This window comes from Rhizobium sp. 01T437 (assembly GCF_056398505.1).
This window is the reverse complement of the sequence record NZ_JBFTPM010000006.1, coordinates 375,789-402,670: the sequence shown is the minus strand read 5'-3', so window position 1 is coordinate 402,670 and position 26,882 is coordinate 375,789. Positions and strand designations below refer to the sequence as shown.

The 26,882-nt window shown below is 59.2% G+C and carries 31 protein-coding genes and 1 tRNA gene; 22 read left to right on the top strand and 10 right to left on the bottom strand.

Going from position 1 to position 26,882, the window contains the following annotated elements; genetic code table 11:
• Positions 1-67 precede the first annotated feature (67 nt).
• Complete coding sequence (locus AC1DM5_RS15065; protein ID WP_477975187.1) at positions 68-892, bottom strand: glycosyltransferase family 2 protein; 825 nt, start codon at positions 890-892, stop codon at positions 68-70.
• A 285-nt stretch (positions 893-1,177) separates the two neighbouring features.
• Between AC1DM5_RS15065 and AC1DM5_RS15060 the strand changes: the two genes are divergently transcribed.
• From AC1DM5_RS15060 to AC1DM5_RS15020, 9 genes are all read left to right on the top strand, one after another.
• On the top strand, positions 1,178-1,969 hold the full coding sequence (locus AC1DM5_RS15060; RefSeq protein WP_477821587.1) for an NAD-dependent epimerase/dehydratase family protein: 792 nt from the start codon (positions 1,178-1,180) through the stop codon (positions 1,967-1,969).
• Entirely contained in the window at positions 1,962-2,741 is a 780-nt protein-coding gene (locus tag AC1DM5_RS15055) for a glycosyltransferase family 2 protein (RefSeq protein WP_310379704.1), read from the top strand. The genes AC1DM5_RS15060 and AC1DM5_RS15055 overlap by 8 nt, the downstream gene beginning before the upstream one ends.
• Positions 2,741-3,934 (top strand): DegT/DnrJ/EryC1/StrS family aminotransferase, encoded by a 1,194-nt coding sequence (locus AC1DM5_RS15050; protein ID WP_477821588.1) that lies wholly within the window; start codon positions 2,741-2,743, stop codon positions 3,932-3,934. Before AC1DM5_RS15055 ends, AC1DM5_RS15050 begins: the two co-directional genes overlap by 1 nt.
• A 12-nt stretch (positions 3,935-3,946) precedes the next feature.
• Entirely contained in the window at positions 3,947-5,023 is a 1,077-nt protein-coding gene (gene gmd / locus AC1DM5_RS15045) for a GDP-mannose 4,6-dehydratase (protein WP_477821589.1), read from the top strand.
• A 3-nt stretch (positions 5,024-5,026) separates the two neighbouring features.
• Positions 5,027-5,971, top strand: coding sequence for a GDP-L-fucose synthase family protein (locus tag AC1DM5_RS15040; RefSeq protein WP_477821590.1), 945 nt, complete (start codon positions 5,027-5,029; stop codon positions 5,969-5,971).
• Positions 5,972-6,175: 204 nt separating this feature from the next.
• On the top strand, positions 6,176-6,955 hold the full coding sequence (locus AC1DM5_RS15035; RefSeq protein WP_477821591.1) for a hypothetical protein: 780 nt from the start codon (positions 6,176-6,178) through the stop codon (positions 6,953-6,955).
• Between the two features lie 125 nt (positions 6,956-7,080).
• Positions 7,081-8,271 (top strand): class I SAM-dependent methyltransferase, encoded by a 1,191-nt coding sequence (locus AC1DM5_RS15030; protein WP_477821592.1) that lies wholly within the window; start codon positions 7,081-7,083, stop codon positions 8,269-8,271.
• A gap of 20 nt (positions 8,272-8,291) precedes the next feature.
• On the top strand, positions 8,292-9,377 hold the full coding sequence (locus AC1DM5_RS15025; RefSeq protein ID WP_477821593.1) for an NAD-dependent epimerase/dehydratase family protein: 1,086 nt from the start codon (positions 8,292-8,294) through the stop codon (positions 9,375-9,377).
• A gap of 6 nt (positions 9,378-9,383) precedes the next feature.
• Complete coding sequence (locus tag AC1DM5_RS15020) at positions 9,384-10,244, top strand: Gfo/Idh/MocA family protein (RefSeq protein WP_477821594.1); 861 nt, start codon at positions 9,384-9,386, stop codon at positions 10,242-10,244.
• On the opposite strand, the gene AC1DM5_RS15015 is transcribed toward AC1DM5_RS15020, so the two are convergent.
• Complete coding sequence (locus AC1DM5_RS15015) at positions 10,228-11,163, bottom strand: hypothetical protein (RefSeq protein WP_477975242.1); 936 nt, start codon at positions 11,161-11,163, stop codon at positions 10,228-10,230. The genes AC1DM5_RS15020 and AC1DM5_RS15015 overlap by 17 nt on opposite strands.
• A gap of 707 nt (positions 11,164-11,870) precedes the next feature.
• Between AC1DM5_RS15015 and AC1DM5_RS15010 the strand changes: the two genes are divergently transcribed.
• Both AC1DM5_RS15010 and AC1DM5_RS15005 read left to right on the top strand, forming a co-directional pair.
• A complete protein-coding gene (locus tag AC1DM5_RS15010; protein WP_477821596.1) occupies positions 11,871-12,005 on the top strand; it encodes a hypothetical protein in 135 nt (44 codons plus the stop codon).
• 42 nt (positions 12,006-12,047) lie between these two features.
• Positions 12,048-12,299, top strand: coding sequence for a hypothetical protein (locus AC1DM5_RS15005; protein WP_477821597.1), 252 nt, complete (start codon positions 12,048-12,050; stop codon positions 12,297-12,299).
• 46 nt (positions 12,300-12,345) lie between these two features.
• Here the strand turns inward: AC1DM5_RS15005 and AC1DM5_RS15000 are convergent.
• Positions 12,346-12,432: transfer RNA gene (locus AC1DM5_RS15000), tRNA-Leu, on the bottom strand.
• A 169-nt stretch (positions 12,433-12,601) separates the two neighbouring features.
• Between AC1DM5_RS15000 and AC1DM5_RS14995 the strand changes: the two genes are divergently transcribed.
• Positions 12,602-13,009, top strand: coding sequence for a BA14K family protein (locus AC1DM5_RS14995; protein WP_477821598.1), 408 nt, complete (start codon positions 12,602-12,604; stop codon positions 13,007-13,009).
• A 3-nt stretch (positions 13,010-13,012) separates the two neighbouring features.
• Here AC1DM5_RS14995 and AC1DM5_RS14990 read toward each other — a convergent pair whose 3' ends face one another.
• Positions 13,013-13,306: an Rdx family protein gene (locus tag AC1DM5_RS14990; protein WP_007813273.1), complete on the bottom strand. Its 294-nt coding sequence runs from the start codon at positions 13,304-13,306 to the stop codon at positions 13,013-13,015.
• A 185-nt stretch (positions 13,307-13,491) separates the two neighbouring features.
• Here AC1DM5_RS14990 and AC1DM5_RS14985 point away from each other — a divergent pair, with 185 nt between their 5' ends.
• Positions 13,492-14,550, top strand: a complete 1,059-nt coding sequence (locus tag AC1DM5_RS14985) for a glycoside hydrolase family 25 protein (RefSeq protein ID WP_477821644.1) — start codon at positions 13,492-13,494, stop codon at positions 14,548-14,550.
• A 67-nt stretch (positions 14,551-14,617) separates the two neighbouring features.
• Here AC1DM5_RS14985 and lepA read toward each other — a convergent pair whose 3' ends face one another.
• The gene (gene lepA / locus AC1DM5_RS14980; RefSeq protein ID WP_037100640.1) at positions 14,618-16,450 is read right to left on the bottom strand and encodes a translation elongation factor 4; all 1,833 of its coding nucleotides are present in this window, start codon (positions 16,448-16,450) and stop codon (positions 14,618-14,620) included.
• A gap of 76 nt (positions 16,451-16,526) precedes the next feature.
• Complete coding sequence (gene tenA / locus AC1DM5_RS14975) at positions 16,527-17,225, bottom strand: thiaminase II (protein WP_477821599.1); 699 nt, start codon at positions 17,223-17,225, stop codon at positions 16,527-16,529.
• A gap of 129 nt (positions 17,226-17,354) precedes the next feature.
• Between tenA and AC1DM5_RS14970 the strand changes: the two genes are divergently transcribed.
• Positions 17,355-17,924: a helix-turn-helix domain-containing protein gene (locus tag AC1DM5_RS14970; protein ID WP_477821600.1), complete on the top strand. Its 570-nt coding sequence runs from the start codon at positions 17,355-17,357 to the stop codon at positions 17,922-17,924.
• A gap of 29 nt (positions 17,925-17,953) precedes the next feature.
• Entirely contained in the window at positions 17,954-18,472 is a 519-nt protein-coding gene (locus tag AC1DM5_RS14965) for a GNAT family N-acetyltransferase (protein ID WP_477975185.1), read from the top strand.
• On the opposite strand, the gene AC1DM5_RS14960 is transcribed toward AC1DM5_RS14965, so the two are convergent.
• A complete protein-coding gene (locus tag AC1DM5_RS14960; RefSeq protein WP_477821602.1) occupies positions 18,454-19,080 on the bottom strand; it encodes an HAD-IA family hydrolase in 627 nt (208 codons plus the stop codon). The genes AC1DM5_RS14965 and AC1DM5_RS14960 overlap by 19 nt on opposite strands.
• Positions 19,081-19,233: 153 nt before the next feature.
• Between AC1DM5_RS14960 and AC1DM5_RS14955 the strand changes: the two genes are divergently transcribed.
• The 3 genes from AC1DM5_RS14955 to AC1DM5_RS14945 all read left to right on the top strand — a co-directional run bounded on the left by AC1DM5_RS14955 (position 19,234) and on the right by AC1DM5_RS14945 (position 21,808).
• Entirely contained in the window at positions 19,234-20,259 is a 1,026-nt protein-coding gene (locus tag AC1DM5_RS14955) for a histone deacetylase family protein (RefSeq protein ID WP_477975183.1), read from the top strand.
• A gap of 10 nt (positions 20,260-20,269) precedes the next feature.
• Positions 20,270-20,821 (top strand): recombination regulator RecX, encoded by a 552-nt coding sequence (gene recX, locus AC1DM5_RS14950; protein WP_477821604.1) that lies wholly within the window; start codon positions 20,270-20,272, stop codon positions 20,819-20,821.
• Positions 20,822-20,914: 93 nt separating this feature from the next.
• A complete protein-coding gene (locus tag AC1DM5_RS14945) occupies positions 20,915-21,808 on the top strand; it encodes an EamA family transporter (RefSeq protein ID WP_477821605.1) in 894 nt (297 codons plus the stop codon).
• A gap of 4 nt (positions 21,809-21,812) precedes the next feature.
• On the opposite strand, the gene AC1DM5_RS14940 is transcribed toward AC1DM5_RS14945, so the two are convergent.
• Entirely contained in the window at positions 21,813-22,280 is a 468-nt protein-coding gene (locus tag AC1DM5_RS14940; protein ID WP_477821606.1) for a group III truncated hemoglobin, read from the bottom strand.
• Positions 22,281-22,452: 172 nt separating this feature from the next.
• Between AC1DM5_RS14940 and mbfA the strand changes: the two genes are divergently transcribed.
• Positions 22,453-23,436, top strand: coding sequence for an iron exporter MbfA (gene mbfA, locus AC1DM5_RS14935; protein ID WP_113325689.1), 984 nt, complete (start codon positions 22,453-22,455; stop codon positions 23,434-23,436).
• Positions 23,437-23,518: 82 nt separating this feature from the next.
• On the opposite strand, the gene AC1DM5_RS14930 is transcribed toward mbfA, so the two are convergent.
• Positions 23,519-24,118 carry a transglutaminase-like cysteine peptidase gene (locus AC1DM5_RS14930; protein ID WP_477821607.1) on the bottom strand — a complete coding sequence of 200 codons (600 nt, stop codon included), beginning with the start codon at positions 24,116-24,118 and terminating at the stop codon, positions 23,519-23,521.
• A 210-nt stretch (positions 24,119-24,328) separates the two neighbouring features.
• Positions 24,329-25,126, bottom strand: coding sequence for an alpha/beta hydrolase (locus tag AC1DM5_RS14925; RefSeq protein ID WP_477821608.1), 798 nt, complete (start codon positions 25,124-25,126; stop codon positions 24,329-24,331).
• A 180-nt stretch (positions 25,127-25,306) separates the two neighbouring features.
• On the opposite strand from AC1DM5_RS14925, the gene infC reads away from it, so the two are divergent.
• From infC to rplT, 3 genes are all read left to right on the top strand, one after another.
• Positions 25,307-25,843: a translation initiation factor IF-3 gene (gene infC / locus AC1DM5_RS14920; protein WP_113325702.1), complete on the top strand. Its 537-nt coding sequence runs from the start codon at positions 25,307-25,309 to the stop codon at positions 25,841-25,843.
• A gap of 298 nt (positions 25,844-26,141) precedes the next feature.
• A complete protein-coding gene (gene rpmI, locus AC1DM5_RS14915; protein ID WP_007529267.1) occupies positions 26,142-26,345 on the top strand; it encodes a 50S ribosomal protein L35 in 204 nt (67 codons plus the stop codon).
• Between the two features lie 39 nt (positions 26,346-26,384).
• Complete coding sequence (rplT, locus tag AC1DM5_RS14910) at positions 26,385-26,789, top strand: 50S ribosomal protein L20 (RefSeq protein ID WP_007813309.1); 405 nt, start codon at positions 26,385-26,387, stop codon at positions 26,787-26,789.
• The last annotated feature ends 93 nt before the right edge of the window (positions 26,790-26,882 follow it).

Genomic DNA, 26,882 nt, shown 5'->3' with positions numbered 1-26,882 from the left:
AAGGCGTGATCATCGTTCAATGACTTGACGGGTGATTGCCAGCCAATCTTTTTACCGCATCAAATCTTTAACCAGCGGGCCGAAATGCCAATTGCGGCACTTCGCCACCAAGGATGCGGTCAGCAAAAGACAGATTGGAGAGACCGTAGCGTTGATACAGCTCATGATCCTGATTGGCCCGGAACTCCGCCTGATCAGATGGTGAAGAGAGATATTTTCCAATCAGAAGCGGCAAGCGGATGGTTTTCAGATTTTTTTGCTGGAACACATTCCAGAACAGCGCATCGCCGACCGACTGGATTAGAGACCCGTCGCCAAAATAGCTCGGATAATACTTCCCGACCGCCTGCGGGCTCCAGAGCGTTGCCGGACCGAAAGTACCGCGCTCGCCGGTACCCGACCCCAGTCTCAGGCGTTCACGCGGTCTCGGAGGCCAGTCCGGCGCAAATTCGGATGCGGTCAGTATCGGCGCTTTGAAAAACTCATCAAGATGGGAATTATCAAAGCATACCAGCCATTCACCCGCCACCAGAGTGGCAGAAGAAGCGCAGGCGGCTCCCACCAGGAGTTCGACGGCATTTGTGGCCAGGCGGTCGTCCATATTGAGATTCATCACGAACAGTGAATTGCTCAAGGCCACTGCCGCCGACCAGGCCTCATAGATCGAGAGCGGCTGAGAAAAGACATAGCAGTCTGCATCCACCCATTCAGGCGGCGTATCACCATTGTCGAAGATATAGACGATGCGCACTCCGACGCTTTGCTGGCGCAGGTTGACGTAGTGCGACTTAAGCAGTTCGAACTTGTTGTTTTGACGGTGCCATACCGCACAGAACACGGTGACCAGCGCCGTCTCATTATCACTCTGCGTCCTTGCTTTAATAAAGTGCATGTCGGGCAATTCCTTTCGCGCAAGGTTCGCGCATGGCAGAGGCGGCATTGGTGTTAACCACGAAGGAGATGGCATGAGCCGGGCATTCGCGTCAATTGCCGTGGTTAGAAATCCTGGGGGCCGCCATCCGGTCATCTGAAATCGGCATTTTAACGTGTTCGTTATGTCGCGAAGAACGCGCGGCGACGGGAAATAAGGAAATTGGATGCAGCAAAAGCGCGACCTGACCTCTGCCAGCCGAAGGGTCTCGGCAGGGTGCTGCGCGGTCCATCGAGGGGGGCGTCCATGCGTGTCCTGATAACCGGGGCGGGCGGCATCCTGGGTGGGCATGTTATCAGGCATTTCGCTCAGTTTGCGCCAAGCGCAGATGTGATCGCCAACAAGGCGGACCTGACGAATCTGGAGGCGACCCGAGCGGCAATCGCTGCCCTGCAGCCGATCGATAAGGTTGTTCATCTGGCGGCCCTGGTGCCGGTGGCATCAGTTAAGGCAGACCCGGCCCGCGCCTATGCCGTGAATGTCGGCGGCACGATCAATCTTCTCTCGGCGCTCGAGGGACACCCGGCCACGTTCCTCTACTGCTCATCGAGCCATATCTATGCGCCGTCCCATCTGCCGATAACCGAGGACGCCGAAAAGGCGCCACCCTCTTTCTACGGACGGACAAAATGGGTGGCCGAGAGCGTTGCGTCCGACATTTGCGAGGCATCCGGCCGCACCTTTTGTGCGGCGCGTGTTTTCTCGATTCATGACCCAGCGCAAACCGGTTCGTTCCTTCGACCATCCATCGAGCGTCGGCTGGCAGAAGAGGACCTGAGCCAACCCTTCACGCTTCCGGGCGGCGACAGTGTCAGGGATTTTCTGCCGGCGGAAGATGCCGCAGAACTTGTCGTACGCCTTGCCCTTTCTTCCGCAACGGGGCCGGTCAATGTCGGCTCCGGGCGTGGCACAACCATTCGCGATTTCGTGCAGAGTTTCAGCCCCCGGCCCCTCGATATCAGGGCGACCGGCGGCTCCGACACCCTCGTCGCCGATATCTCAAGGCTTAGACAATTACTAGGAGACTCTGATGTCTGAGACTGTTTCCATTGTCATTCCGACCTTTAACAGAGCCGGAATGTTGCCTGTCGCTATCGACAGCGCCTTGAACCAAACGAAAGCGTGCGAGGTTATCGTCGTCGACCACGGCTCCACCGACGATACGCCGAAAGTTGCCGAGGCTTACGGTGACCGCATCCTCTACATCCGCCGCGAGCGCGATTTCGGGCCGCATTTCTGCTGGCTGGAAGGCGCGCTGCACGCCAGCGGTGAATTCGTTCACCTGCAATATGACGACGACTGGATCGCGCCGACCTTCATCGAGGCGTGCCTTGCGGTCATCACGCCGGAAACCGGCTTCGCCTTCAGCGGAGCCGACGTGACGGATGGTCCTGGCCTGCCCATCAAGCTTCGCCAGTTTATGGACTGGCTGCCCGCAACCGGCACCTATCCGGTCGATGCCATCGAAAGACAGATTCTCGGCTCGCTGATCTCGCCCGGCGCGGCGCTCTACCGCCGACAGATCCTCATCGATGCACTTTATCCGGGTCGGTTGCCGCTTCAGATAAACGAATATCGAGGCGTCGGCCCGGATGCCTTCGTCTCATTGCTTTCGATGCTGCGCTATCCAGCGGTCGGCTACGTCCGTGAACCGCTCGCTTTCTTCCGTTTTCACGAGGGGTCTATCACCATCGACGCCTTTGCATCCGGCGAGAAGACCGCACGGTTGCGCGCCGCTTATGCAGAAGTAACCCGCCACTATCTCGAAATGAAAGTGATGCGCGCTGTGCGTATCAGGGAGGCATCGTAATGACTGTAGGGCGTCCAATCCGCTTAGTTACTCAAGATCGTCCAATCCGCCTTGCAGAGGAAACCATCGATCAGGGTGAACTCGAGGCCCTCTCCGAGTGGATGCTTGCAGGCAACCGCCTGACCAAGGCTGAGCAGACGCTCGCCTTCGAGCAGGAATTCGCTGCTTGGATGGACTGCCGCCACGCGGTTTATGTCAACTCCGGGTCGTCGGCGAACCTGTTGATGATCGCCGCGCTCAAGGAAGCAGGCCGCCTGCGCAATAACAAGGCGATCGCCGCCGGCGTCAGCTGGGTCACCACGGTTTCACCGCTGCTCCAACTCGGCTTCGATGTGCGCCTCTGCGATTGCGATTCGAAGTCGCTGGGCATCGACCTCAACCATCTGGAAGACCTTTGCCGCACGGATCCGCCGGCACTGCTGATCATCGTCCACGTTCTCGGCCACGCCGGCGACATGGACGCCATCAGGGACATCTGCCAGCGTTACGACGTCATCCTGCTGGAAGATTCCTGCGAGGCGCTCGGCTCGACCTACAAGGGTCGCAAGCTGGGCACGATCGGCGCGGCGGGCAGCTTCTCCTTCTACTATGGCCACCACATCTCGACGATCGAGGGCGGTATGGTCGTCACCGACGACGCCGACCTGCACCAATTGATGCTTTCTCTGCGCTCACAYGGCTGGAGCCGCGATCTCAAGCCAGAACTGCGTCAATCGCTGGCAGAAGAGAACGGTGTCGACGAGTTCAAGAACCTCTACACCTTCTACCACGCCGGCTATAACCTGCGCTCCACGGACCTTCAGGCATTCCTTGGCCGGTCGCAGCTCAAGAAGCTTGACCAGATCGTCGAACGCCGCCGCATCAATTTCGACCTCTACCGCAAGGCATTGCCGGACTTCTTCTCCCAGTCGGGTGATACCGAGGTTCTGTCGTCCTTCGCCTACGGCACCTTCATCGAGAACCGGCTGGAGACCTACAAGCACATCAATGCGCTCGACATCGAATGCCGGCCGTTGATCTGCGGCAACATTGCACGCCATCCCTTCTGGCTCCGCGACCATCCGCGGCTTGACCTTCCGAACGCCGACAAGGTGCATGACTACGGCATCTATCTGCCGAACCACCATAATCTGAATGAAGCGGACATTGCGCGCGTGGCCGACGCCTTCGCCTCTGTTGCCCGCCCCTGCTAAGAGCGAAGACAAATGACGAATACGGCTCCAAAGCGCGCGCTGATAACAGGCGTAACCGGGCAGGATGGCTCCTATCTTGCGGAACTCCTGCTTTCCAAAGGTTATGACGTACACGGCATCAAGCGCAGGTCATCGAGTTTCAACTCGGCGCGCGTCGATCACCTTTATGAAGACGTGCATGAGGTCGATCGCCGCTTCACGATGCACTATGGCGACATGACCGATTCCACCAACCTGATCCGCTTGATTCAGGAGGTGCAGCCGGACGAGATCTATAACCTGGCCGCTCAGTCTCACGTCCATGTGAGCTTCGAGACGCCTGAATATACGGCTAACGCTGATGGCATGGGTACGCTGCGCATCCTGGAAGCTCTACGCATCCTGCGTATGGACAAGACGCGTTTCTATCAAGCCTCGACCTCCGAACTCTATGGTAAGGTGGTGGAAACGCCGCAGAAGGAAACAACCCCCTTCTACCCGCGTTCGCCCTATGGTGTTGCCAAACTTTACGCATACTGGATCACGGTCAACTACCGCGAATCCTATGGAATGCACGCCTCGAACGGCATTCTCTTCAACCATGAAAGCCCGCGCCGCGGCGAAACCTTCGTGACGCGCAAGATCACCCGTGCCGTCGCGGCCATTGCCGCTGGCGACCAGGATCGCCTCTATCTCGGCAATCTGGATTCCATGCGTGACTGGGGCCATGCCCGTGACTATGTCGAGGGCATGTGGCGGATATTGCAGCAGGATAAGCCGGATGACTACGTGCTGGCGACTGGGCGTACCGTCAGCGTCCGCGAATTCGTGGATACGGCTTTCCGGGTCGCAGGCATCGATATAGAGTGGCGAGGCCAGGGCGTTGACGAGCGTGGTTACGTCCGCGGCACCGATCGCTGCCTGATCAAAGTCGATCCGCGCTATTTCCGCCCGACGGAGGTCGATCTGCTGCTCGGTGACCCCACCAAGGCCGAAAAAGAACTTGGATGGCGCGCCACGACGACGCTTGAGGAAATGATCGTGGAGATGGTCAATTCCGATATTCGCGAACATGCGGCAAACTCGGTTCATCAGCGCGACAAGGACTGACGGATGAACCCTGTTTTTCAGATTGAGGGAAAACGGATCTGGGTCGCCGGTCATCGCGGCATGGCCGGCTCGGCCCTGGTCCGGGTGCTCTCGCAGCTGAATTGCGAGGTGCTGACCGCACCTCGCAGTGAGGTCGATCTCACCGATCAGGCCGCGACGCGGCGTTGGGTGATGGACAACAAGCCGGATGTCGTCATCGTGGCGGCAGCACGGGTGGGCGGCATTGCCGCCAACAGCGCCTCGCCGGTCGCCTTTCTCTATGACAACCTCATGATTGAGGCCAACATCATCGAAGCAGCCGCGCGCGCCGACGTGAGCAAGCTTCTGCTGCTCGGCTCCACCTGCATCTATCCGCGAGACGCCGAACAGCCGATCCGCGAGGAAGCGCTGCTTACCGGTCCGCTCGAAAAGACCAACGAATGGTATGCCATTGCCAAGATTGCCGGCATCAAGCTTTGCCAGGCTTATCGCCAGGAGCAGGGACGCGATTTCATATCGGCTCAGCCCACCAATCTCTACGGTCCCGGCGACAATTACGACCTGGAAACAAGCCATGTGCTGCCAGCCCTGATCCGCAAGGCCCATGAGGCCAAGGTGAATGGTGCGGAATCCCTGACGATCTGGGGCAGCGGTACTCCGTTGCGGGAATTCCTGCACGTGGATGATCTTGCCGAGGCCGTGGTCTTCCTGCTGCGCAACTATTCCGGCCCGATTCCGATCAATATCGGTTCGGGTGAGGAATTGTCGATCGCTGAGCTTGCGCGCCTCGTCGGCGAGACGATCGGCTTCGATGGTCCGCTGACCTTCGATAAGACGCGGCCAGACGGGACGCCGCGCAAGCTCGCGGATCTCCACCGTCTGCATGAACTTGGCTGGAACAACGCACGTCCGCTCGCGACCGGCCTCAAGCAAACCTATCAAAGTTTTCTGGACGCACGCGACAATTGATGCCGCGGAAACAGAAAACTGCAGCAAGCCATGAGTAAAAGAAACAGTCGAGTTACCTAGGACAACACCCGGGAAAGCTTCAACACCATGAAAATATGCCTCCTAGTCACGACTTATAAGCGCAATGTCCAGTTGGTGCGTGTGCTTTCCCAAATCGCGGATCTGCGCAGCAGATATACCGGCCCCGTCCTATTCGAGACAGCGGTGACGGACTCCGAACTCGACAACGCCGCCAGACACATTCTCGAGCCGCTTTGTGATCTCTATGTAACCAACAAGGGGTCCGGCTTCGACGACAACCTGTTTCACTTTTACGCCGACCATGCTCGGAACTACGACTTCATCTTCAGCATAGGCGATGCCGACGTTTTCAGCTGCGGTCAGGTGAATCCGCTCGATCTGCTGGAACTCGCTGCCAGGCAGGAGCACGATGCCGTTCTGTTCAATCATTGCGAATACAAATCGGCAGACATGCTCGCGACCGAGCTGACATATACGCTGTCGCCGTCATTCTATACCAATCCCAAGCTGATGGACGAGCCGGAAACGTTTCGCCGGCACTTCCTCGGCCACATTCCCCGACATGTCGGCCTTCTTTACCGGAGCAGCTTCATCATCGAAAATCCCGGGAAGCTTGCTGCCTTCCGAAACACGCTGCATCTCTATGCCGTGCCTTTCCTGCTGGCGCTCGAGAAGAACAGGGCGATATTCTTCGACTATCCCTTGAATTACTTCGCCGCGGATATGACCTCCGACGGCGCCTCCAAGGATTGGACGAACGTATTCATGGGCCTGTATCGCTTCCTTCTTGCCGCGAAAGCCATCCTGTCGCCGGCAAGTTTCGCAATCACGAAGCAGGGCTTCATGGCCAACTATCTCAATGACCGTTCCTGGCTGCGCGGATCTCTGTCCCACAGTGTTCCGAGCGAGGCGCAAATATTGCGAGAGTTGGATGGGGCGCTCGAAAGCTTCCCACAAGCTTAAATCTCTAGAAACATAGCTATCGGAAGGCGTGATGGCCTGGCGTCGATAAGCTCGAACGCGGCTGCCGGAACGCAGTGGGATGCGCACGCTCCCCACGATGGCGCAGCGAACAGTAAGGATTCCCAATGTCGAAGTGTTGTTCTCTGTGTCACGGGCAGATTTTGAACAAATTTCTGGATTTGGGGCGCCAGCCCCTCGCGAACAAATATCCAAAGCCGAGTGATTTTCAGGAGGAGAAGTTCTTCCCGCTCGAGGTGTTCTTTTGCGAGACCTGCAAGAATGTTCAACTTGGCGAGATGGTCCCGCGATCCCTCATGTTCGAGGATTACTATTACCTGAGTTCGGTCAATGGGGGCCTGGTCCGCCATTTCGAAGCTCTCGCCGAGGAGCTGAAGGAGGCGAAATTCGTCGTCGATGTGGGCTCCAACGATGGCGTGTTGCTGCGTCCACTCAAAGGTCTCGGAGTTCGGGCACTGGGGGTCGAACCTTCGGTCAATGTCTCCAAGCTCGCCAATGACGAGGGGCTGGAAACGCTCTGCGCCTTCTTCGAGGAAACCTCTGCACGCCAGGTGCTGGACAGCCACGGCCCGGCGGATGTGATCGTCGCCAGCAGCGTCTTCACGCATCTCGACGCACCGGCTCAGTTCATCCGCGCAGCGGACATCCTGCTGGCCAAAGACGGCAAGCTGGTGATCGAAGTCGAGTATATCCTTAACATGATCAGCCAGGTGCAGTTCGAGCGATTCTACCTCGACCGGATCTTCTACTACTCGATCTCGTCGATGAAGGAGCTGTTCCGCAAGCACGGCATGGTGATCACCGGGGTTGAGCCTGTGGCCCAGCACGGCGGCTCCCTTCGTTTCACATTGATGCGCGACGCGGCCGGCACCGAGGCCCCGGAGTTGGGGGAGCTGATTGCGACCGAGCTGAAGGTGCTGAACACTGTGGCACTGACAGATTTTGGCCAGCGCTGCCGCGATCTGACCGACAAGCTGGTCGCCGGCCTGAAGCGCTGGCGGGAAGAGGGCGTCAAGGTGGCAGGCTACGGCGCGCCTGCCCGGCTTTCGACCATCACCAACTTTGGTAGCATCGACAGCGAACTGCTGCCGTTCACGATTGATGACAGCCCGCTGAAACAGGGGCGCACCTCGCCCGGCGCGCATATTCCGGTTGTGGCTGCCTCTGAACTTGAGACCTATCAGCCAGAAGTGCTGGTGGTCTTCGCCTACGAATACATCGACGACATTCGGAAAAAGACTGGCAATGCGTATGACTACTACATGCCAATTCCGCTTGTTGAGCTCAAAGCTTCCTGATCACTGGAATGGGGAAAGAAATGTCGAAAGAAATTCAACGTATTGTCGAGCGCCTCGGTGCTGATGCCCATCGGTTTTCCGGAAAGACTGTCCTGCTGGCAGGGGGTGCGGGTTTCCTTGGGAAGCACTTCCTCAAGGTGTTTCAGAAGCTGAATAACGATGTGCTGGACAAGCCCTGTTCGGTCATCTCGGTGGATAACTACATCACCGGCACCAAGAACCTTGATGAAAGCATCGTGCGCGATCCCAACATCATGCAGGTCTGGGCCGACGTGACCCATCCGCTGCCCGTGCGCGAAGATATCGACTTCATCATCCAGGCTGCGGGCATCGCCTCACCTGTTTTCTACATGCGCTATCCGCTCGAGACCATCGAGAGCGCGGTGCATGGCACCCGCAACCTCCTTGATCTGGCCTCACGCAACAAGGGCCTCGAGGGCTTCCTGTTCTTCAGCTCCTCCGAGATCTACGGCGATCCCGACCCCCGCGCGGTGCCGATCAAGGAAGACTACCACGGCAACGTTTCGACCGTTGGGCCGCGCGCCTGCTACGACGAATCCAAACGCCTGGGCGAGACGCTCTGCGCGATCTTTAACGAGCACCACGGCGTGCCGACAAAAATCGTGCGCCCGTTCAACGTCTTTGGTCCCGGCATGGGCCACAACGACCGTCGCGTGATCCCGATGTTCACCTATCAGGCGCTCAATGGCCGTACGATCCCGGTTCATGGCACCGGCCTGCAAACGCGCACCTTCTGCTACATCACCGACGCCATTTACGGCTTCCTGATGACGCTGCTCGAGGGCAAGCGCGGTGAAGCCTACAACATCGGCAACCCGGACAACGAAATCTCGATGATCAAGCTGGCGGAGATGTATCCCAAGCTGCTGCCGGGCGCCTCCTTCACCAGAATCGACTATCCGGACACCTATCCGGCGGGAGAACCCAACCGCCGCTGCCCGGATATCAGCAAGGCGCGGGAAACCTTTGGCTATACCTCCGAGGTGGATGTCGAGGATGGTCTGGCGCGCTTCATCGAATGGGCTCGCCATCAGCAGAGCTATATCGATTTCGAGCCCGAAGCGGTGCTCAAAAAGGCCGGATAACCATACGTGGTGACACTGGGTCTCATCGGGCGGGGTGCCTGGGCGCGCATCATTGGCGCCACTCTGGACAGCCTGCCCGAAGTGCGCTGGGTGCCGCTGACGGGTCCCGGTGCTTCTATTGACGGCGTCATCATCGCCAACAGAAGCAAAGACCACGTGTCCTCGGCCATCCCCTTCGTAGAGGCGGGGGTGCCGTGCTTTATTGAAAAACCTCTGGCCACATGCCTTGAGGACTTCTTGCGCCTCAAGGCGGCGGCTGGTGCAGCGGGCGGCCACGTCTTTGCGGGCCACCTGCACCGGTTCAACTCGGCCGCAGAGGCCTTTTGTGCGGCCTTGCCAGAGATCGGCCCGATCCAATCGGCAGCTGCGCTCTGCGCCAATGGCAAACCGCGCGACGATACGTCCGTGATCTGGGATTGGTTGCCACATCCGCTCTCGCTGGCAGTACGGATCTTCGGCACTCCGGCAGAGCGCGCGACGGCCCGGTCGCTTGAAGGCGGAGCGCGCTCACTTCGCGTGGCTGCACAGTTGTCCTACGAAGGGCGACCTTTCGACCTTGAGGCCAGCTGGCTATCGCCTGATCCAGCCTTTCGGATCACGGCCACGGGCACCAAGGGACGCCTCACCTTTGATGACAAAGCCGCGCAGAAAGTCACGTTAATCCGCGACGGAAACAGTGTCGCCCTTACCTCTGATCCAGAGCTGCCTCTAACCCGCGAACTGCGCGCCTTTGTCGAGTTGATCCGTGGCGTGCGCGACAACCCTTCCCCGCTTGACGGGGCAGAGGAAGTGCTGCGCAGCCTGGATGCCATCGAACGCTCCGCAGCAGCAGAGGGCGCCCCGGTCGCGATCAATTGGCCGGATTGAGGTGTCCGTAGATCTGCGCGAGGATTTCCTGAACGCGCGTGTCCAGATGGCCGGTTGCCATGGCCGCCTCGTGACGCGCGAGCACACCGGCCTCGCCCTGCATGCGGAAATGTGCATTCGCCGCCTCAACGATGGCCTGCGGGGCCTCCACATCGCTCGGCTCGAAGTAGAACAGATGCTCCTGCAAAGGGGCCAGGGCTGGAAGGTCTCTCAGGCTGGCCGGGAGGATCGGCACCCCCCCGGTGATCAGCGCATCAAAGACACGGATCGGCAGATCGCCGCGGGTCGGGATGATCCAATGGCTCATATGGGCCGCCCATTCGTCCAACCGGTCTAACTCTGTGCGGTCATGATACGTCCGCCCTGCTGGACCGACGTGTTTGAAATGCGTGTTCAGCGTCTGGAGCAGGGCATTGCGCTCGGGGAATTGCGGATAGAGTATATGCCGCCCAAGGGGTTCCGGATCACGCGTGGCGGCCAGGAGGCGATCGCGATGTTCGCTCAGATAGGCGCGTGACCACTGGATGACCGCTGCACTTACGGGGCTTCCCATCGCCTTGGTCACCTGCGCGTAAGTCTCATTGTTGTGCGGATGGCACGGCACGTAAAAGTCGGACAGAGCCGCAAAATTCAGGGACGCCGCAACGTCATGATGATTGTCGAAATCCCAGATACAGACATGGGCACGCGGCTCGTTGACAAACATGCCCACATACTTCTGCCCAGCCTGAGCGATATCGTTGTTGTTCAGTATGTAGATAGTGTCGGGCTCGAACTGTTCGATGGCCTTCAGGTTCACCAACGAGATCTGGTCAGTCTTCTCGGCCTTGCTGAAGATCCCCTCGCTCAACCGAACGCGCGTTTGCGGGCGCAGTTTCATGCCCTCAGAAAAGGCCTTTCGGCGGACTTCCTTCTGCACGTTCAACTGTTCAATCTGCTCGTTTACGGATGTCATGTCAGGTTGATTTCGCTCTAGTTTATCTGGAAATTTTTTTAACACTTTATGGTTAAATGTTCCTAAAATGTCGGTGAATTAGTCCGGCCAGCGGGACGCTTTTCTCTCCAAGGGGGTGGGCTTTGACCCGCTCCCCTGAAAAGTCCGCGGTTGACGTTAGCCTGTTCCTCGAACGAGGAGACAGACAATGCGGAAGAGCCGATTCAGAGCAAATCATAGTTATCCTGAAAGAACACCAGGCCGGGATGGGAGCCAAGGAGCTGTGTCGCAAGCATGGCATGAGCGACCGTACGTTCATCATGTCATTGGTCATCGGTGGTCTTTCCGTCAGGTCGGTCTTCAACAACCCGACCCTATCGGAAAACACTGATGGCCGCCCGCAAACCCAATTACCCGCTACAGCTCTATGAAAAGCGCGCGGGCAATCGGCTTTGCTACCTCCCGCCACCTACCCCACCTGCTGGGATACGATCTTCTCGTCGATGCGGCACTGGATATGTGGCTTACGGCCGGGCGCATTTTGTCAGATATGGCGGAGCGCCCCGATGAGTATTTCCTCGTTTCCGGCCGGAAGTTTACGCTCCGGGAGCTTGTGACGGTGATCGAAGAGGAAAAGCGGCAGAACGCTGAACATCTCCTGGGGCGCAAGATCCTACAATCAAGGGGAGATCATGGACCCCTACACCGATGGTCCGGTTCTTCCCGGCTGGTCGCCCAAGGTGACTTGGAAGAAGGCGTTCGCGATCTGCTTCAGCCCTCTCGTTGGTGAGTTGGAAGCAAATGATGACGATGCCGAGCGACAGTGACGTTCACCCGGATTGAAGCGCTCAAAGAATCCGGTCGATCTTATGCTGGATATGCAGATTGGGCATCAAACCAGCCGTATGCGCGGCGCGATACGCGTTGCGCGCAGCATCGAACGTCACGCCCCACATGATGGCGCTGAGAAGAAACGCGATTATGTAAACTTGAATGCGCATGAGCCTATCAGAGTGCGGCATATCGGCATTTATGTGGCAGTGCCAAGCATTGCTCGAGATCAATTATTGTCGGTCAATAAAGACCCAGAAAACGAACACCAAAACGGTGAGCACAGATAACAGGAAGAACCTGTATCTGTTTGATCTCATTAAAGATCAATGGGAATGGTGCCCAGAAGAGGACTCGAACCTCCACACCCTTTCGGGTACCAGCACCTGAAGCTGGCGCGTCTACCAATTCCGCCATCTGGGCGACGGAGAGCCATGTACGGGGGTCGCTCTTTGCTGTCAACAGGGTTTTTGAAGTTTTCCTGACAGTCTGTGAAAAAGCTTCACGAAGCTGTGGTCGCACCCCACGGCTCAGTGAATGGCATGGCCTGTTTCTTTACCCTATATAAGGGGATATTGGAAAGGAACGCGCCATGTTCGACCTTCGCCCCGCTCTTCTCGCCGGTTTTCTTGCCGCAGTGCCGTTGGCCGGGGCCAATGCAGCCTCGCCGTCGCTTGGGCCTATCAATACGCAGTCGACGATCTGCGATTATCGTGGCTGCTTCGGCTTCGGTCCGCAGCAGTGGCATCGCCCGGCCTATGTGCAGCCGAACTATCGCCCGCCGAATGCCGCCGGTCCGAAATATTATCAGCCGCCCGGCACCTTGCCGCCAAGGCTGACCTATGATCCGCCGCAGGCACCACGCGTGCAGCCTTCGGCAGATAATCAGGCCCGCCATCAGCAATGGTGCCGGAACGAATACCGGTCCTACAATCCGCGCACCGATCGCTTCCTGACCTATGAAGGCATCTACAAGACCTGCAACTCGCCCTATAATTGAGCGTCAGCTCTCCAGCGAAGCGCGGTCGGTATGGCCGAGGTCGCGGTCGGGCTCGATGATGTCGCGCACGCGCTGCTTGAGTTCCTTCGGCCCCGGAAAACCGCCGTCGCGCTTGCGCTCCCAGATCAGATCGCCATTGACGCGGATTTCAAAATTGCCGCCGGTGCCCGGAATGAGCGCCACCTCGCCAAGGCTGTCCGTAAAAGTCTGCAGCAGTTCCTGCGCCATCCAGGCGGCGCGTAGCAGCCAGTTGCACTGGGTGCAGTAGAGGATCGTCACACGGGCTTTCTCGGTCATGGGAATCTCCTTTTATCTGAGGGATCTAGACGCTCGCAAAAGGCGCTGCAATGTGCCCGCTGCCGAATCGGCGGACCGAAAGTTCGGATTCAGTCTTTTTTGATAATTTTCCGTTAGCTATTCCGGATTGGTGACTTCGCAGAATGGCTGAAGCGCCCTGGTTCTTGTTTTGCGTAACGGTGCTCATGCGTTCCACGGCTATCCCAGCGATCCTTCTTGCCTGCCTCGCTCTGGCGGGCTGCTCGTCGGCTTCCGGTCCGGAAAGTCTTTCAGCCGGCGTCACATCGAAGTCTTCGAAGGAAATCACGGCTTCCGTCACCCCGCCGACGGCATCTGTGCCGCAGGCCACAGTCGCCGCGGTCGATGCAGACGATGCAGACGATGCCACTCCGCAGGCAAGCCTTGCCTGGGAAGCTCCCGTGCCGGAGTCCCGCGCCTTCTCGGCAGTGACGCCTTCAGCCACATCGCAGCCGGGTATGCCGGTTCCGAGCGAACGCCCTGTCGAATTCGCCATGGCGGCAGCGCCTGCGATCGAGCCGCCGACGCGTGGCCGCTCGCGCGTCTATGGCTACGGTTTCCGCGATGCCAAGCCAATCAACTTCGGCAAGATCTCTCCACGTAAACTCGCCGTCCACGGCGTCGACGTCTCGCGCTGGCAGGGGGATATCGATTGGGAAACGCTGCGAACCCGCGGCGCGAACTTCGCCTTCATCAAGGCGACCGATGGCGGCGATCATCTCGACCCGATGTTCAAGACCAACTGGCGGCGCGCCAAGGAGGCTGGCATCAAGCGCAGTGCCTATCACTTCTTCTACTGGTGCCGCACGGCTGGTGAACAGGCCGACTGGTTCATCCGCAATGTGCCGCGCGATCCTGATGCGCTGCCGCCGGTCGTTGATGTGGAATGGAACGGCGAATCGAGCTGCAAGGTGAAGCTCTCCCGCGCCCGTGTGCTTGAAAAAATGCAGGTCTTCATGGAGAAGATCGAGCGGCACTATGGCAAGCGCCCGATCATCTACACGGCCCCGGATTTCTACGCGGACAATCTCGAAGGCGCCTTCCAGAACTATCATTTCTGGCTGCGAGCAGTCGCCGAGCATCCTTCGAAGGTCTATCCGAACCGCAAATGGCTCTTCTGGCAATATTCCGGTTCGGGCCTGTCACACGGCGTCGAAGGCCGCATCGACCTCAATGTCTTCCGCGGCAGCGAGGAAGAATGGCACCGCTGGGTGGCTGGGCTTTAAAACGCAAAAGGCTGGCTCAATGGCCAGCCTTTCGTTCATATTTTGGGCTGAATCCGGATAGCTTAACCTACTCGTCGCCCATCTTGAGCGCCGCAATAAACGCTTCCTGCGGGATTTCCACCTTGCCGAACTGGCGCATGCGCTTCTTGCCGGCCTTCTGCTTGTCGAGCAGCTTGCGCTTGCGGGTAGCGTCGCCGCCGTAGCATTTCGCAGTCACGTCCTTGCGCAGCGCCGAGATCGTCTCGCGGGCAATCACGTTGCCGCCGATCGCCGCCTGGATCGGGATCTTGAACATGTGCTTCGGGATCAGCTCCTTGAGCTTCTCGCACATGTCGCGGCCGCGCTTTTCGGCGGCTGTCCGGTGCACCATCATCGACAGCGCGTCAACCGGCTCGCCGTTGACGAGGATTGACATCTTCACGAGGTTGCCCTCGCGGTGGTCGGTGAGCGTATAGTCGAAGGAGGCATAGCCCTTCGAGATCGATTTCAGCCGGTCGTAGAAATCGAAAACGACTTCGTTGAGCGGCAGGTCATAGGTCAGCATCGCGCGCGTGCCGACATAGGTGAGCTCGATCTGGATGCCGCGCCGGTCCTGGCAGAGCTTCAAGATGCCGCCGAGATAATCGTCGGGCGTGAGAATCGTCGCGCGGATCCATGGCTCGTGGATTTCCGAGATCTTGACGACATCGGGCATGTCAGCCGGGTTGTGCAGCTCGCGCTCCGTGCCGTCGGTCATGTACATCTTGTAGACGACGGATGGTGCGGTTGCGATGAGGTCGAGATCGAACTCGCGCTCCAGCCGCTCCTGGATGATTTCGAGATGCAGCAGGCCAAGGAAGCCGCAGCGGAAACCGAAGCCGAGGGCGGCGGACGATTCCATTTCGAAGGAGAAGGAAGCGTCGTTGAGGCGAAGCTTGCCCATGGCGGCGCGCAGATCTTCGAAATCGGCCGCATCGACCGGGAAGAGGCCGCAGAACACCACCGGCTGCGCCGGCTTGAAGCCCGGCAGCGCTTCGGCTGTTGGCCGCTTGTCCTCGGTGATCGTATCGCCGACGCGGGTATCGGCCACTTCCTTGATCGAGGCGGTAATGAAGCCGATCTCGCCGGGGCCGAGGCTGTCGACATTGACCATCTTCGGTGTCAGCACGCCGACGCGCTCCACCTGGTATTTCGCATCCGTGCCCATCATTCGCACGGTCTGGCCCTTGGTCAGCACACCGTCGATGACGCGCACCAGAACCATGACGCCGAGATAGGTATCGTACCAGCTGTCGACGAGCAGTGCTTTCAGCGGCGCCTTTTCGCCGCCCGGGCTCTTCGGCGCCGGCAGCTTGTGGACGATCGCTTCCAGCACATCGGGAATGCCGAGGCCGGTCTTGGCAGAGATCAGCACGGCTTCCGACGCATCGATGCCGATCACTTCTTCGATTTGTTCCTTGATACGGTCGGGTTCGGCCGCCGGCAGGTCGATCTTGTTGAGAACGGTGACGATCTCGTGGTTGTTGTCGATCGCCTGATAGACGTTGGCGAGCGTCTGGGCTTCGACGCCCTGCGACGCGTCGACGACGAGCAGCGAACCTTCGCAGGCCGACAGCGAGCGCGAGACTTCATAGGCGAAGTCGACGTGGCCGGGCGTGTCGATGAGATTGAGAATATATTTCTCGCCGTTATTCGCCTGGTAGTGCAGGCGCACGGTCTGTGCCTTGATGGTGATACCGCGCTCGCGCTCGATATCCATGTTGTCGAGCACCTGCTCGGACATTTCGCGCTCGGCAAGGCCGCCGGTCGTCTGGATGAGGCGGTCAGCAAGCGTCGATTTGCCGTGGTCGATGTGGGCCACGATCGAGAAGTTGCGGATATGGGATAGCGGAGTCGTCGAATTGGTGCTCATGCGCGCCATATAGCAGTGCGCACATCGCCCGCAAAGCGGTAATTATACCGGGGTTTACCCTATTTTACAGGCTTTGGGGCGTGGCTCAGACCGGCCAAGTCTCCAGCCGCCAGGCCGAATCCCAGAACATCCATTCATATTGGGAGGCACGGACGAAAACCTCCATCATCTGCTGGCGCTCTGCCGGCGAGGCGGCGCGGGCGGCAATATCCGTCAGCGCGATCACTTCGCGGGCGCCAGCGGCGAACTGCGGATCGCCATAGGTATTGATCCAGGCCTGGAACACATTGCCCTCGATCGCCGGCCTGCTCTTGATGCCTTCGCCGACATGCCAATAGATCCAGAAGCAGGGCAGGATCGCCGAAAGCGCAACCGCGTAGGAGCTGTGATAGGCCGTCGCCAGCAGGAAATTCGTATAAGCGAAGCAGGATGGTGAGGGTTCGGCGGCCGTCACATCCGCGCTCGAAATCCCGAACTGCGTCAGGAAGCCGGCATGCAGGCCCTGCTCGACGGTGATCGCTTTCTGAGCCGACCCGAGAAAGCGCAGCACCTGCGCATTGTCGGGCGCCTTGGCCGCGACGATGGCAAGGCAGCGGGCATAATGCTTCAGGTAGATCGCATCCTGCAGGATGTAGTGGCGGAAAACCTCCGGCGGCAGCGTGCCATCCGAAAGCCGTTCCAGAAGTGGCAATCGCTCGATCTCGGCCATGATGGGCTTGATTCTGTCCCAGGCGGCAGCCGTGAAGCTCTCCCCCGTCTCAGTGCCTTGCGCAATACCGTCCATCTTGCTCTCCGCTCTTGAATGCCGCTGCCATATATCGACGCCGCCATGGTGAAAGCAAGGCTGCTCGCGAGGACTTGATTCCATCATTGGATCATGTATTTCTCTTATAGTGGAATCACGGATTGACAAATGGAACAGGAATTCGAGCAGGCAATCGGTATCCGTATTCGCGCGCTGCGGACGGAAAAGGGGCTGACACTGGATGATCTCGCCACTGCTTCCGGCGTGAGCCGCGCGATGATCTCCCGCATCGAGCGCGCAGAAGCGAGCCCGACGGCTTCGCTGTTGGCGAGGGTCTGCGCCGCGCTCGGCCTGTCGCTTTCAGAGTTTTTTGCCGATGAAGGGCAGGAAGCGTCGCCGCTCTCGCGTCGTCAGGACCAACGGATCTGGCGCGATCCGGAAACCGGCTATATGCGCCGCGCCGTCTCGCCGCCAGGCACAGCCTCGGATGTCGATATCGTCGATGTCGAATTTCCGGCTGGCGCACGGGTCAGCTTCCCGCCGCATACCGCCAGCCGCGGCATGACGCAGCATGTCTGGCTCTTCGACGGCGAGTTGGAAATGACTGTTGGTGAGACCGTCCATCGCCTCAAGCCCGGCGACTGTCTCTTCATGCCGGTCGGCGACGGCCATGTCTTTCACAATCCGGGTCACGCGCCGGCACGCTATTGCGTCGTGCTGGACCGTGGCGACCACTAAATCACGTGCTCATTTATCAGGGGACCATCATGCCGACCATCCGCCTTTTCTCCGCCGCCGAGGCACACGCGGCGATTCCCGACCTCTGCGAGGTGCTTGCCGATTGCGTCAATGGCGGCGCCTCGGTCGGCTTCATGCAGCCCTATACACCTGCGGACGCCGAACCCTACTGGCGTAGTGTCGCCGAAGCCGTTGCCGATGGCGCCACTCTGCTCTTTGGCGCCGAAGTGGATGGCAAAATTGTCGGCACCGTGCAGGTCGGCGCTGCGCAGATGCCGAACCAGCCGCACCGCGGCGATCTGAAGAAGCTGCTCGTTCACCRCTCCGCTCGCGGCCATGGCCTGGCGCGCCTGCTGATGGACATKGCCGAACGCGAAGCGGCCCGTCGCGGCAAGACGATTCTCGTCCTCGACACGGCAACCGGCAGCGATGCTGAAGCCATCTACCCGCGTCTCGGCTGGGAGCGCGTCGGCGTCATTCCCGATTATGCGCTCTGGCCTGAAGGTGGCCTGTGCGCCACTACCTTCTTTTACAAGCGCGTGGCCTGATCGCGTTGTGTAAAGGCGTCTATCGCGTCGGCCAATCTTGAAGCCGGCGTCCAATGCAGGGCCTTCCAGCCGAAATCCTTGGCCGCCACGATATTCTCCTCGACATCGTCGATGAAGCCGATGTCATCAGGGGCAGCGCCGACGTCTTGCGTCGCAAGCCGGAAGAAATCGCTGAAAGGCTTTCGCGCGCCAAGTGCGGCAGAGTAGAACATGCCGTCGAAAAGCGCGCCGAGCCCCAGCACGTCACGCAAGTAAGCGGCGCGCTGATGCTCCTGGTTGGTGGCGAGATAAAGAAGCGTGCCTTTGTCCTTTAGGCGGGCGAGATCGTCGAGCAACTGCCGGTCGAGACGGGAGTCGTTTTCGAACCAGTAGTCGAGCAGGGTCTGGGCGTTAAGATGCGGTGCGATCCGGCCGAGAACCTCCGTCAGGCGGGGCTCGATCGGCTCCTGGCCGGTGACGATGCCGACCCAGTAAGGCTTGAAGAATTCCTGTTGAAGCAACGGCGCAGACAGGCCGAGGTCGCGCTCGAGATAAGTGAAGAGCGGCAGACCGTCCGCCGGCCGTCCGTGAACCAGCACGCCATCGACATCGACCATCAGGATTTTCATTGGGCTTAATCTCTTGAGGAAAAGGGACGCGTTCTGAAATCGGCTTGAACGTGGCGTCATCTGCAGTGGCGATCAAGGCGTGTTCAGCGCTTTTTTCTTTAGACGGGCCTGTGTAAGGCTTGAGTCTGACAGACTGATTTGCGGAGGACACTCGTGCGCGTCATCTATTCCGAAGACCACAAGCTGCGTGATGCGAAGACGGAGCTGCATGATGGCCAGCTCGTGACGCCTTTCGAGGCGCCGTTCCGGGCGGAATGGATTCTCGCCGCAGTGAGGGAGGCGGGCTTTTCGGATGTCGTCGCCCCCGAACCGCACGATCTCGAAACGGCGCGCAAGGTGCATGATCCGGCCTATCTGGAATTCCTGGCGACAGTGTGGGGTCGCTGGGTGGCGGCAGGATATAAGGGCGAGGCGATCGCCAATTCCTTCCCCGTCCGCCGCACCAGCCAGCGCGTGCCCGAAAACATCGTCGGCGCGATCGGCCATTACGCCAATGCCGCCGACACGTCCATCACCAAGGGCTCTTATGAGGCAGCTGTTGCCTCCATGCGCTGCGCGATGACAGGCGCGGACTGGCTGAATGCCGGCAACCGCTTCGCCTTCGCGCTCTGCCGCCCGCCGGGCCATCACGCGGGCATCGATCTCTTCGGCGGCTATTGCTTCATCAATAATTCCGGCGTCGCGGCCCAGCGTCTGCTGGATCATGGCGCCAAGAAGGTTGCCGTGCTTGATGTCGATTTCCATCACGGCAACGGCACGCAGGATCTCTTCTATCGTCGCGGTGATGTCTTCACCGCCTCACTGCATGGAGATCCCCTCCACGCCTTTCCCTATTTCCTCGGTCATGCCGATGAAGCGGGCGAAGGGCAGGGCGAGGGCGCCAACCGCAATTACCCGATGGCGCCCGGCACCAGTTTCGATGTCTGGTCGTCAGCCCTTGCCGATGCGCTTTCCCGCATCAAGGCCTTCGGTGCCGAAGCTATCATCGTGGCGCTCGGCGTCGATACGTTCGAGCGCGATCCGATCTCCTTCTTCAAGCTGAAATCGGAGGACTTCATTCGCATGGGCGAGATGATCTCAGCGGCCGGCCTGCCAGTCGTCACCTGCATGGAGGGCGGCTACGGTGTGCCGGAGATTAGCCTCAATGTCGCCAATGTGCTCAAGGGTCTGGAAGCCTGATCTCCTCCTGATGACCGACGAGACCGTCCCATCCGATATTCCGACGCCCCGCATGCTGAGCTGGGCACGCAACTCGACCATCTATCGCCTCGAGCGGCGCATGATGACGGAAAAGCAGCTCTTTGACGCCATCACCCGCAAGGCGAAGGAGAAATTCGAGGACATCAACGCAGCACAGCTCAAGGCTGTCGCCGATTTCGCCGTCAAATTTGCCTATGACAACAAGGCGATCGACGATAACGCTTATGCTGAAATCAGCACGCGTTCCGCCGTGCGCAATGGCAAGTCGAAGCGCGCTATCGCCCAGAAGCTTGCGGTTAAGGGCGTCTCCAACGACAAGGTGGAGGCAGCACTTGAAGAGGCCGACGATCTCTATGCCGCGGCGATATTCGCCCGCAAACGCGCCTTCGGCCCGTTCCGCCGCGTCGAGCTTGATGAAAAACGAAAGGCAAAGGAGCTCTCCGCCTTCGCCCGTAACGGATTCAGCTTCGAGATCGGCAAGAGGGTCTTCGGCATGAGCTTCGAAGACGCCGAAGAGGTGATCCTCTCAGGCCGCCTCTGATATCGCATCAAGCCTTTTGCTGCCCCGATCAGAAGTTTGAATTTGTCGCTCATGCCCTGCTCTCATATGAAGAGCGCGCAATCGGAGATATCAATGGAAGAAAGAACGAGCGCCGGAACGGGCACGCTGACGGCGAAGACGCCTGCTGCATTTGGCGGTGTGGCTGCCGGCGGCTTGATGTGCCTCATGTCCATGTCCTCCATCCAGTTCGGCGCGGCGCTGTCCTCCTCCGCCATCGCCACCTATGGGCCGGTCGGTGCCACCTGGCTGCGCCTCGCTTTCGCTGCCATCTTTCTGGCAATCGCGGTGCGCCCGCGCATCTTCAGCTACAGCCGCGCCCAATGGACAAGCGCCCTGGTCCTCGGCACGACGACGGCGCTGATGACGATGAGTTTTTTCTCGTCGATCGAGCGCATTCCGCTCGGTCTCGCCGTCGCGATCGATTTTCTTGGGCCGCTTTCCGTCGCGACCATTGGCTACGGATTGAGCCGGCGCCTCATCTGGCCGCTCATTGCTGCTTTCGGCGTCCTGGCTCTCGCTCATGACGGTGAAGGTTGGGTTGGGGATCCCCTCGGTGTTCTCTTTGCATTTGGTGCGGGAACCGGTTGGGCGATCTATATCGTGCTCACGAAGAAGATCGGCGCAAGCTTCAAGGGGCTGGAAGGGCTTTCCATGTCGCTCATGGTTGCCGCGGTGGTCGCAACGCCCTTCGGCTTTGCCGGCGCCGTGCCGAAGCTTGATGGTTACGGCCTGATCGAAATGGCGGGCCTTGCCATTCTGGTGCCACTGCTGCCTTACACACTGGAGCTGATTGCGCTGCGGCGGATGCCGACGGCCTCCTTCGGCATCCTCATGAGCCTGGAACCCGCCATTGCAGCCCTCGCAGGCTTCGTCATTCTGGCGCAGCCGATGACGCTTCTGCAGATGGCCGGAACGGCTTTGGTCGTCGCCGCAAGCGCTGGCGCGACCTTTTCGGCAAGGCAGTAAAGCGTCAGCCGATCTTCTTCGCGGGATCGTCGAGCGCCGGATTGTAGAAGAGTGACAGCGTCAGGCTCTTTGCGATCCGCTCCGCAGTCGCCATGAACCACTCTTTGGCTTCCGGGGTCGGCGCCACATCGTCGAGCGTTTGCGAAAACAGCGAAAGCCATTTCGGGAAAAGTTCCGGCGTCATGTTTGCGACGCCGAGATGCGCCTGCACCGGCTTGCCGCCATAGGCGCCGCTGCGGAAGGCGACGGACGACCAGAAGCTTTTCATCTTCTGCATATGTTCAGGCCAGCGGCCGGAAAGCCGCGCATCAAAGACTGGTCCGAGCTCGGGATGCTTGAGCACCCGCCCGTAGAAAGTCTCCACCAGCTTCGAAATGAAGGCCTCGTCCACGCCGATCACCTTCATCTCGGCCTCGGCCTTTTCACGGATCGCGGCGAAATGCGCGGCCCGTCCCTGTATCTCGTTATTCATCTTTAACCCCGGTGCCGCGTGCTGCAGCAGCTTCCATATAGGTTGACGTGCTGCCTCAGCAAAGCGCGATCGGCAGATCGCGGCATTCTGTCAATCCCGCCGGGCTTTGATCTTGACCCACGCGGTTTGCCTCTTTAGATTTAGAATAATTCTAAATTACTGGAGATTCCTTATGTTGGCCCGTTTTTTCAGATCACCGAAACGTTCCTTCCGCTCTCTCTCCGAGCAGGAAATTCTGGCGCTCGCCATCGCCTCGGAAGAAGATGATGCCCGCATCTATCTCGCTTACGCGGAGCATTTGCGACAGGAGTTTCCAGCCTCTGCCAAGGTGTTTGAAGATATGGCGGAGGTGGAGGACACGCACCGTAAGTCGCTGATTGAAATTCACCGTCAGCGCTTCGGTGAACGTATCCCCCTGATCCGCCGCGAGCATGTAGAGGGCTTTTACGAGCGCAAACCGGACTGGCTGCGTGCCAACCTCTCTCTCGATGCCATCAGGCAGGAAGCCGAGGCGATGGAGGAGCAGGCCTACCGCTTCTATGTCGAGGCGATCAAGCAGACCTCCGATGCCTCCACCCGTCAGTTGCTTGGCGATCTCGCTCTCGCCGAGCAGGGCCATGAGGACATCGCCCGCATGCTGGGCGACAAGCACACGCCTGACGATGTAAAAAAGGAGGAGGATGAGACCGCGCGCCGCCAGTTCGTCCTGACCTATGTGCAGCCGGGCCTTGCCGGTCTGATGGATGGTTCGGTCTCGACGCTGGCGCCGATCTTTGCTGCGGCCTTTGCCACGCAGGATACCTGGCAGACCTTCCTCGTCGGCCTGTCGGCCTCGGTCGGCGCCGGCATTTCGATGGGCTTCACGGAAGCCGCCCATGACGATGGCAAGATCTCCGGCCGCGGCTCGCCGATCAAGCGCGGACTTGCCTGCGGTATAATGACAGCGCTCGGCGGTCTCGGCCACGCACTGCCCTACCTGATCCCGGACTTCTGGACCGCGACGATTACCGCCGCCATCATCGTCTTCTTCGAGCTCTGGGCGATCGCCTTCATCCAGAACAAATATATGGAGACGCCGTTCCTGCGCGCCGCCTTCCAGGTGGTCGTCGGCGGCAGCCTCGTGCTCGCAGCCGGTATTTTCATCGGGAACGCGTGACCACAGACAGCGGTTCAAGCATAGCTCAGAAATGAAAAAGGCCGGCTTTCGCCGGCCTTTCCCACAGTCCCCTCAAAATTAATTATTTCAGAGCGCCGACCAGAACGTCGCGGCCATTCTCGATGGTGACCCAGCGACCGGCATTGAAGCTCGACTGGCGCTTGATGAAGCTATAGGGCGTCGCAAACCACGGCTTGACGTCGGAAGCCAGGTTGTCGAGCACGAAATCGCCTTCGGCAGTACGCAACGTCAGCACCGCATGACCTTCACCATCAGGCTTGCGGACGACTGTCATCAGCAGATCAGCAGGCGAGAAGCCGCGCTGGATGAGGATACGGCGCTTCAGAAGCGCGAAGTCCTCGCAGTCGCCAGCCGTGGTCGGATAGGCCCAGACCTCATCCTTGCCGTAGATCTCCTTGTCGGTCATCGGCGTGATGGTGCGGTTGACGGTCGCGTTGACCGAACGGACCGTGGCCCACTTGGCGCCGGTCATGGCGACCGGACCGGTATTGCGGTTGGCACCGCATTCGCTGCGGTGCGTCTGACAGAAGTCGTAATGACCGACCGGCTGCGATGTCGCATTGCCGGTCACCATGGAGGCATTTTTGCTAGGAGCCGGAATAGCGGCCGGCGCCATTGCAAACACGGCCATCATGGCCACGAGGAAACCCTTGATCCGCACGCCCTACTTCCCTGCATCGCCCTTCATTTATTAACAAACAGTTAACGGAGAGGGCCGAAAGGAGTCAATCGTTACTTCTTGGGAGGGCCTTGCAACTCGTAGACATGGTTAAAATGCGACATAACCTTAGGGATAGCTGAGCATAACTTATTCAACCAAAGTCTTCTATTCGGGCAGTTGCATATTCTTTGGTGGACGACTGGCTTCAGTCTATCGGATGAGGCCTTTGACGGCGCTGCGCAGCCGCTCGATGTCCTGGGGGCGCGACAGCCTGTGGTCGCCGTCGCGGATGAAGGTCAGCACCACGTCGTCTGCCGGAAGATGCTCAACGAGTTTCATCGCATGCAGATAGGGCACGTCAGCATCTTTCATGCCCTGCAGGATATGGATCGGGCAGCCTGTTTCGATCATGCCGGTCAGCACCCGGTTATGGCGGCCGTCCTCGATGAGGGCGCGCGTGTAGATGTTGGGCTCCGGGCTATACTGCGAGCGTTCCTCGAAATAGCCGCGCTCCTCCAGCGAGGCGCGTTCCTTCTTCTTGAGGTGCGGCTCGATCAGATCAGAGGTGAAGTCCGGCGCCGGCGCTATCAACACCATGCCTTCGAGCTTCGGACCGCCGCCTTTAGCAAGCTCCTGCGCCACTCTGAGTGCGATCCAGCCGCCCATCGAAGAGCCGATGAGGATCATCCGTTTGGGAGCGGTATCGCGGATCACCGCGAGCGCCTCCTCCAGCCAGCGCGAGATCGTGCCGTCGGTGAAGGTGCCGCTGGAAAGCCCGTGGCCGGAATAGTCGAGACGGATACAGGCGGCACCCAGCTCCTCCGCCAGCCGGTCGATTTCGACGGCCTTGCTGCCGCTCATGTCGGATCGGTAGCCGGATAGCCAGACGAGGGCGGGAAGGTCGGCGTCTGTCCGCGCCGGCCGTAGCAGCATGGCGATCTGCCGCGCGTCCTCGCCTTCACCGACTGTCAGGAACTTCGGCTGAAGAATGGGCATCTCGTCGGACATCGGGCAGAACTCCTATTATTTTGGTCTATAAAACAGATTCTTGACAGGCTGACAGCAGGTGATTTTTCCGCTATAGGGTGTTATTGAATCCGTTGCAGTGATGGCGTGACCCGTTTGTGCCCCCTTTCGAACTGGGACACGAAGCTGCAACGTTCCGAACAACGCGAGGAGAATACGACCATTCGCAGACCCTTTAAAACCGACGCGCCCGTAAAGGATGGACCGCGTTCGAACCGTGAAATCCGCATTCCCAAAGTTCAGCTGATTGGGGCGAACGGTGAGAATCTGGGCGTCGTGCCTACCGACCAGGCCTTGAGAATGGCGGAAGAAGCCGGCCTCGACCTCGTCGAAATTTCTCCCAATGTCGAGCCGCCGGTGTGCAAGATCCTCGATCTGGGCAAGCTGAAATATGCCAACCAGAAGAAGGCCGCCGAAGCGCGCAAGAAGCAGAAGGTGGTTGAAGTCAAAGAAATCAAGATGCGTCCGAACATCGACACCCATGACTATGAGGTGAAGATGAAGGCGATGGGTCGCTTCTTTGACGAAGGTGACAAGGTGAAGGTAACGCTGAAGTTCCGCGGCCGCGAAATGGCCCACCAGGAACTCGGCATGAAGCTTCTCCAGCAGGTCAAGGCCGACACGCTTGAGATTGCCAAGGTCGAAGCCGAGCCCAAGCTCGAAGGCCGCCAGATGATGATGGTGCTGGCGCCGAAGTAACCGGTGCCGCATCCTTTCGCTCAAAGCCGTCCAACAGGGCGGCTTTTGTGTTTCTTGCGGGTGCAAGAATCATCATCCGCCCCGTTGCACTTTCATGACGCTGCGGTTATAAGCGCGCGTCCGAACTGACCGGCAGGGCATGCCGTGGCAGTTTCGAATGCTTGCGGGCAGGTTTCGTCACTGGCCCCGCAGATCAACAACAAACGCTCCCACGCCTTTGGCGAAGACCGTAACAGGGCTTTCGCAGAAGGGCTTCTTTGATGAAGCGGGTGAGGAGCTCTCAGAACGGAGTAGCAAAATGCCCAAGATGAAGACGAAGTCTGCTGCCAAGAAGCGGTTCAAGATCACCGCCACCGGCAAGGTCAAGGCGGCTGCCGCTGGCAAGCGCCATGGCATGATCAAGCGCACGAACAAGTTCATTCGCGATGCACGCGGCACCATGGTTCTGGCAGAACCCGATGGCCGCAAGGTTGTGAAGAACTATCTGCCGAACGGTCTCTGAGACTATTCCGGTAACGCGTTAGATTAAGGAGATCATGAAATGGCACGTGTAAAAAGAGGCGTCACCGCCCACGCCAAGCACAAGAAGGTTCTGAAGCAGGCCAAGGGTTTCTACGGCCGCCGCAAGAACACCATCCGTACCGCCAAGGCTGCCGTTGACCGCGCCAAGCAGTACGCATACCGCGACCGCAAGGTTAACAAGCGCAACTTCCGCGCCCTCTGGATCCAGCGTATCAACGCTGCCGTCCGCGAATTCGGCCTGACCTACGGCCGCTTCATCGACGGCCTGAACAAGGCTGGCATCGAAGTCGACCGCAAGGTTCTCTCCGACATGGCAATCCACGAGCCGGAAGCATTCGGTGCCCTGGTTGCTGCCGCCAAGAAGGCCCTTGAGTACCTCAAGGAAACCGGCACGGCTAATGAGTTTGAAGGCGCGGTTCGTTAACCAGCGCTTCCCAAGCTTGACGCTTTTTTGAATTTTGGGAAACCCGCGCTGGTTTGGGCTAGCGCGGGTTTTTCTTTCTTTGTACTGCTTGCG

What these genes read in the sequence shown, in the direction of transcription:
- AC1DM5_RS15065 (WP_477975187.1), bottom strand. Translation starts at nt 892, where the DNA reads ATGCACTTTATTAAAGCAAGGACGCAGAGTGATAATGAGACGGCGCTG.
- AC1DM5_RS15060 (WP_477821587.1), top strand. Translation starts at nt 1,178, where the DNA reads ATGCGTGTCCTGATAACCGGGGCGGGCGGCATCCTGGGTGGGCATGTT.
- AC1DM5_RS15055 (WP_310379704.1), top strand. Translation starts at nt 1,962, where the DNA reads ATGTCTGAGACTGTTTCCATTGTCATTCCGACCTTTAACAGAGCCGGA.
- gmd (WP_477821589.1), top strand. Translation starts at nt 3,947, where the DNA reads ATGACGAATACGGCTCCAAAGCGCGCGCTGATAACAGGCGTAACCGGG.
- AC1DM5_RS15040 (WP_477821590.1), top strand. Translation starts at nt 5,027, where the DNA reads ATGAACCCTGTTTTTCAGATTGAGGGAAAACGGATCTGGGTCGCCGGT.
- AC1DM5_RS15030 (WP_477821592.1), top strand. Translation starts at nt 7,081, where the DNA reads ATGTCGAAGTGTTGTTCTCTGTGTCACGGGCAGATTTTGAACAAATTT.
- AC1DM5_RS15025 (WP_477821593.1), top strand. Translation starts at nt 8,292, where the DNA reads ATGTCGAAAGAAATTCAACGTATTGTCGAGCGCCTCGGTGCTGATGCC.
- AC1DM5_RS15010 (WP_477821596.1), top strand. Translation starts at nt 11,871, where the DNA reads ATGGACCCCTACACCGATGGTCCGGTTCTTCCCGGCTGGTCGCCCAAG.
- AC1DM5_RS15005 (WP_477821597.1), top strand. Translation starts at nt 12,048, where the DNA reads ATGCTGGATATGCAGATTGGGCATCAAACCAGCCGTATGCGCGGCGCG.
- AC1DM5_RS14995 (WP_477821598.1), top strand. Translation starts at nt 12,602, where the DNA reads ATGTTCGACCTTCGCCCCGCTCTTCTCGCCGGTTTTCTTGCCGCAGTG.
- AC1DM5_RS14990 (WP_007813273.1), bottom strand. Translation starts at nt 13,306, where the DNA reads ATGACCGAGAAAGCCCGTGTGACGATCCTCTACTGCACCCAGTGCAAC.
- AC1DM5_RS14985 (WP_477821644.1), top strand. Translation starts at nt 13,492, where the DNA reads ATGCGTTCCACGGCTATCCCAGCGATCCTTCTTGCCTGCCTCGCTCTG.
- lepA (WP_037100640.1), bottom strand. Translation starts at nt 16,450, where the DNA reads ATGGCGCGCATGAGCACCAATTCGACGACTCCGCTATCCCATATCCGC.
- tenA (WP_477821599.1), bottom strand. Translation starts at nt 17,225, where the DNA reads ATGGACGGTATTGCGCAAGGCACTGAGACGGGGGAGAGCTTCACGGCT.
- AC1DM5_RS14970 (WP_477821600.1), top strand. Translation starts at nt 17,355, where the DNA reads ATGGAACAGGAATTCGAGCAGGCAATCGGTATCCGTATTCGCGCGCTG.
- AC1DM5_RS14960 (WP_477821602.1), bottom strand. Translation starts at nt 19,080, where the DNA reads ATGAAAATCCTGATGGTCGATGTCGATGGCGTGCTGGTTCACGGACGG.
- recX (WP_477821604.1), top strand. Translation starts at nt 20,270, where the DNA reads ATGACCGACGAGACCGTCCCATCCGATATTCCGACGCCCCGCATGCTG.
- AC1DM5_RS14945 (WP_477821605.1), top strand. Translation starts at nt 20,915, where the DNA reads ATGGAAGAAAGAACGAGCGCCGGAACGGGCACGCTGACGGCGAAGACG.
- AC1DM5_RS14940 (WP_477821606.1), bottom strand. Translation starts at nt 22,280, where the DNA reads ATGAATAACGAGATACAGGGACGGGCCGCGCATTTCGCCGCGATCCGT.
- mbfA (WP_113325689.1), top strand. Translation starts at nt 22,453, where the DNA reads ATGTTGGCCCGTTTTTTCAGATCACCGAAACGTTCCTTCCGCTCTCTC.
- AC1DM5_RS14925 (WP_477821608.1), bottom strand. Translation starts at nt 25,126, where the DNA reads ATGTCCGACGAGATGCCCATTCTTCAGCCGAAGTTCCTGACAGTCGGT.
- rpmI (WP_007529267.1), top strand. Translation starts at nt 26,142, where the DNA reads ATGCCCAAGATGAAGACGAAGTCTGCTGCCAAGAAGCGGTTCAAGATC.
- rplT (WP_007813309.1), top strand. Translation starts at nt 26,385, where the DNA reads ATGGCACGTGTAAAAAGAGGCGTCACCGCCCACGCCAAGCACAAGAAG.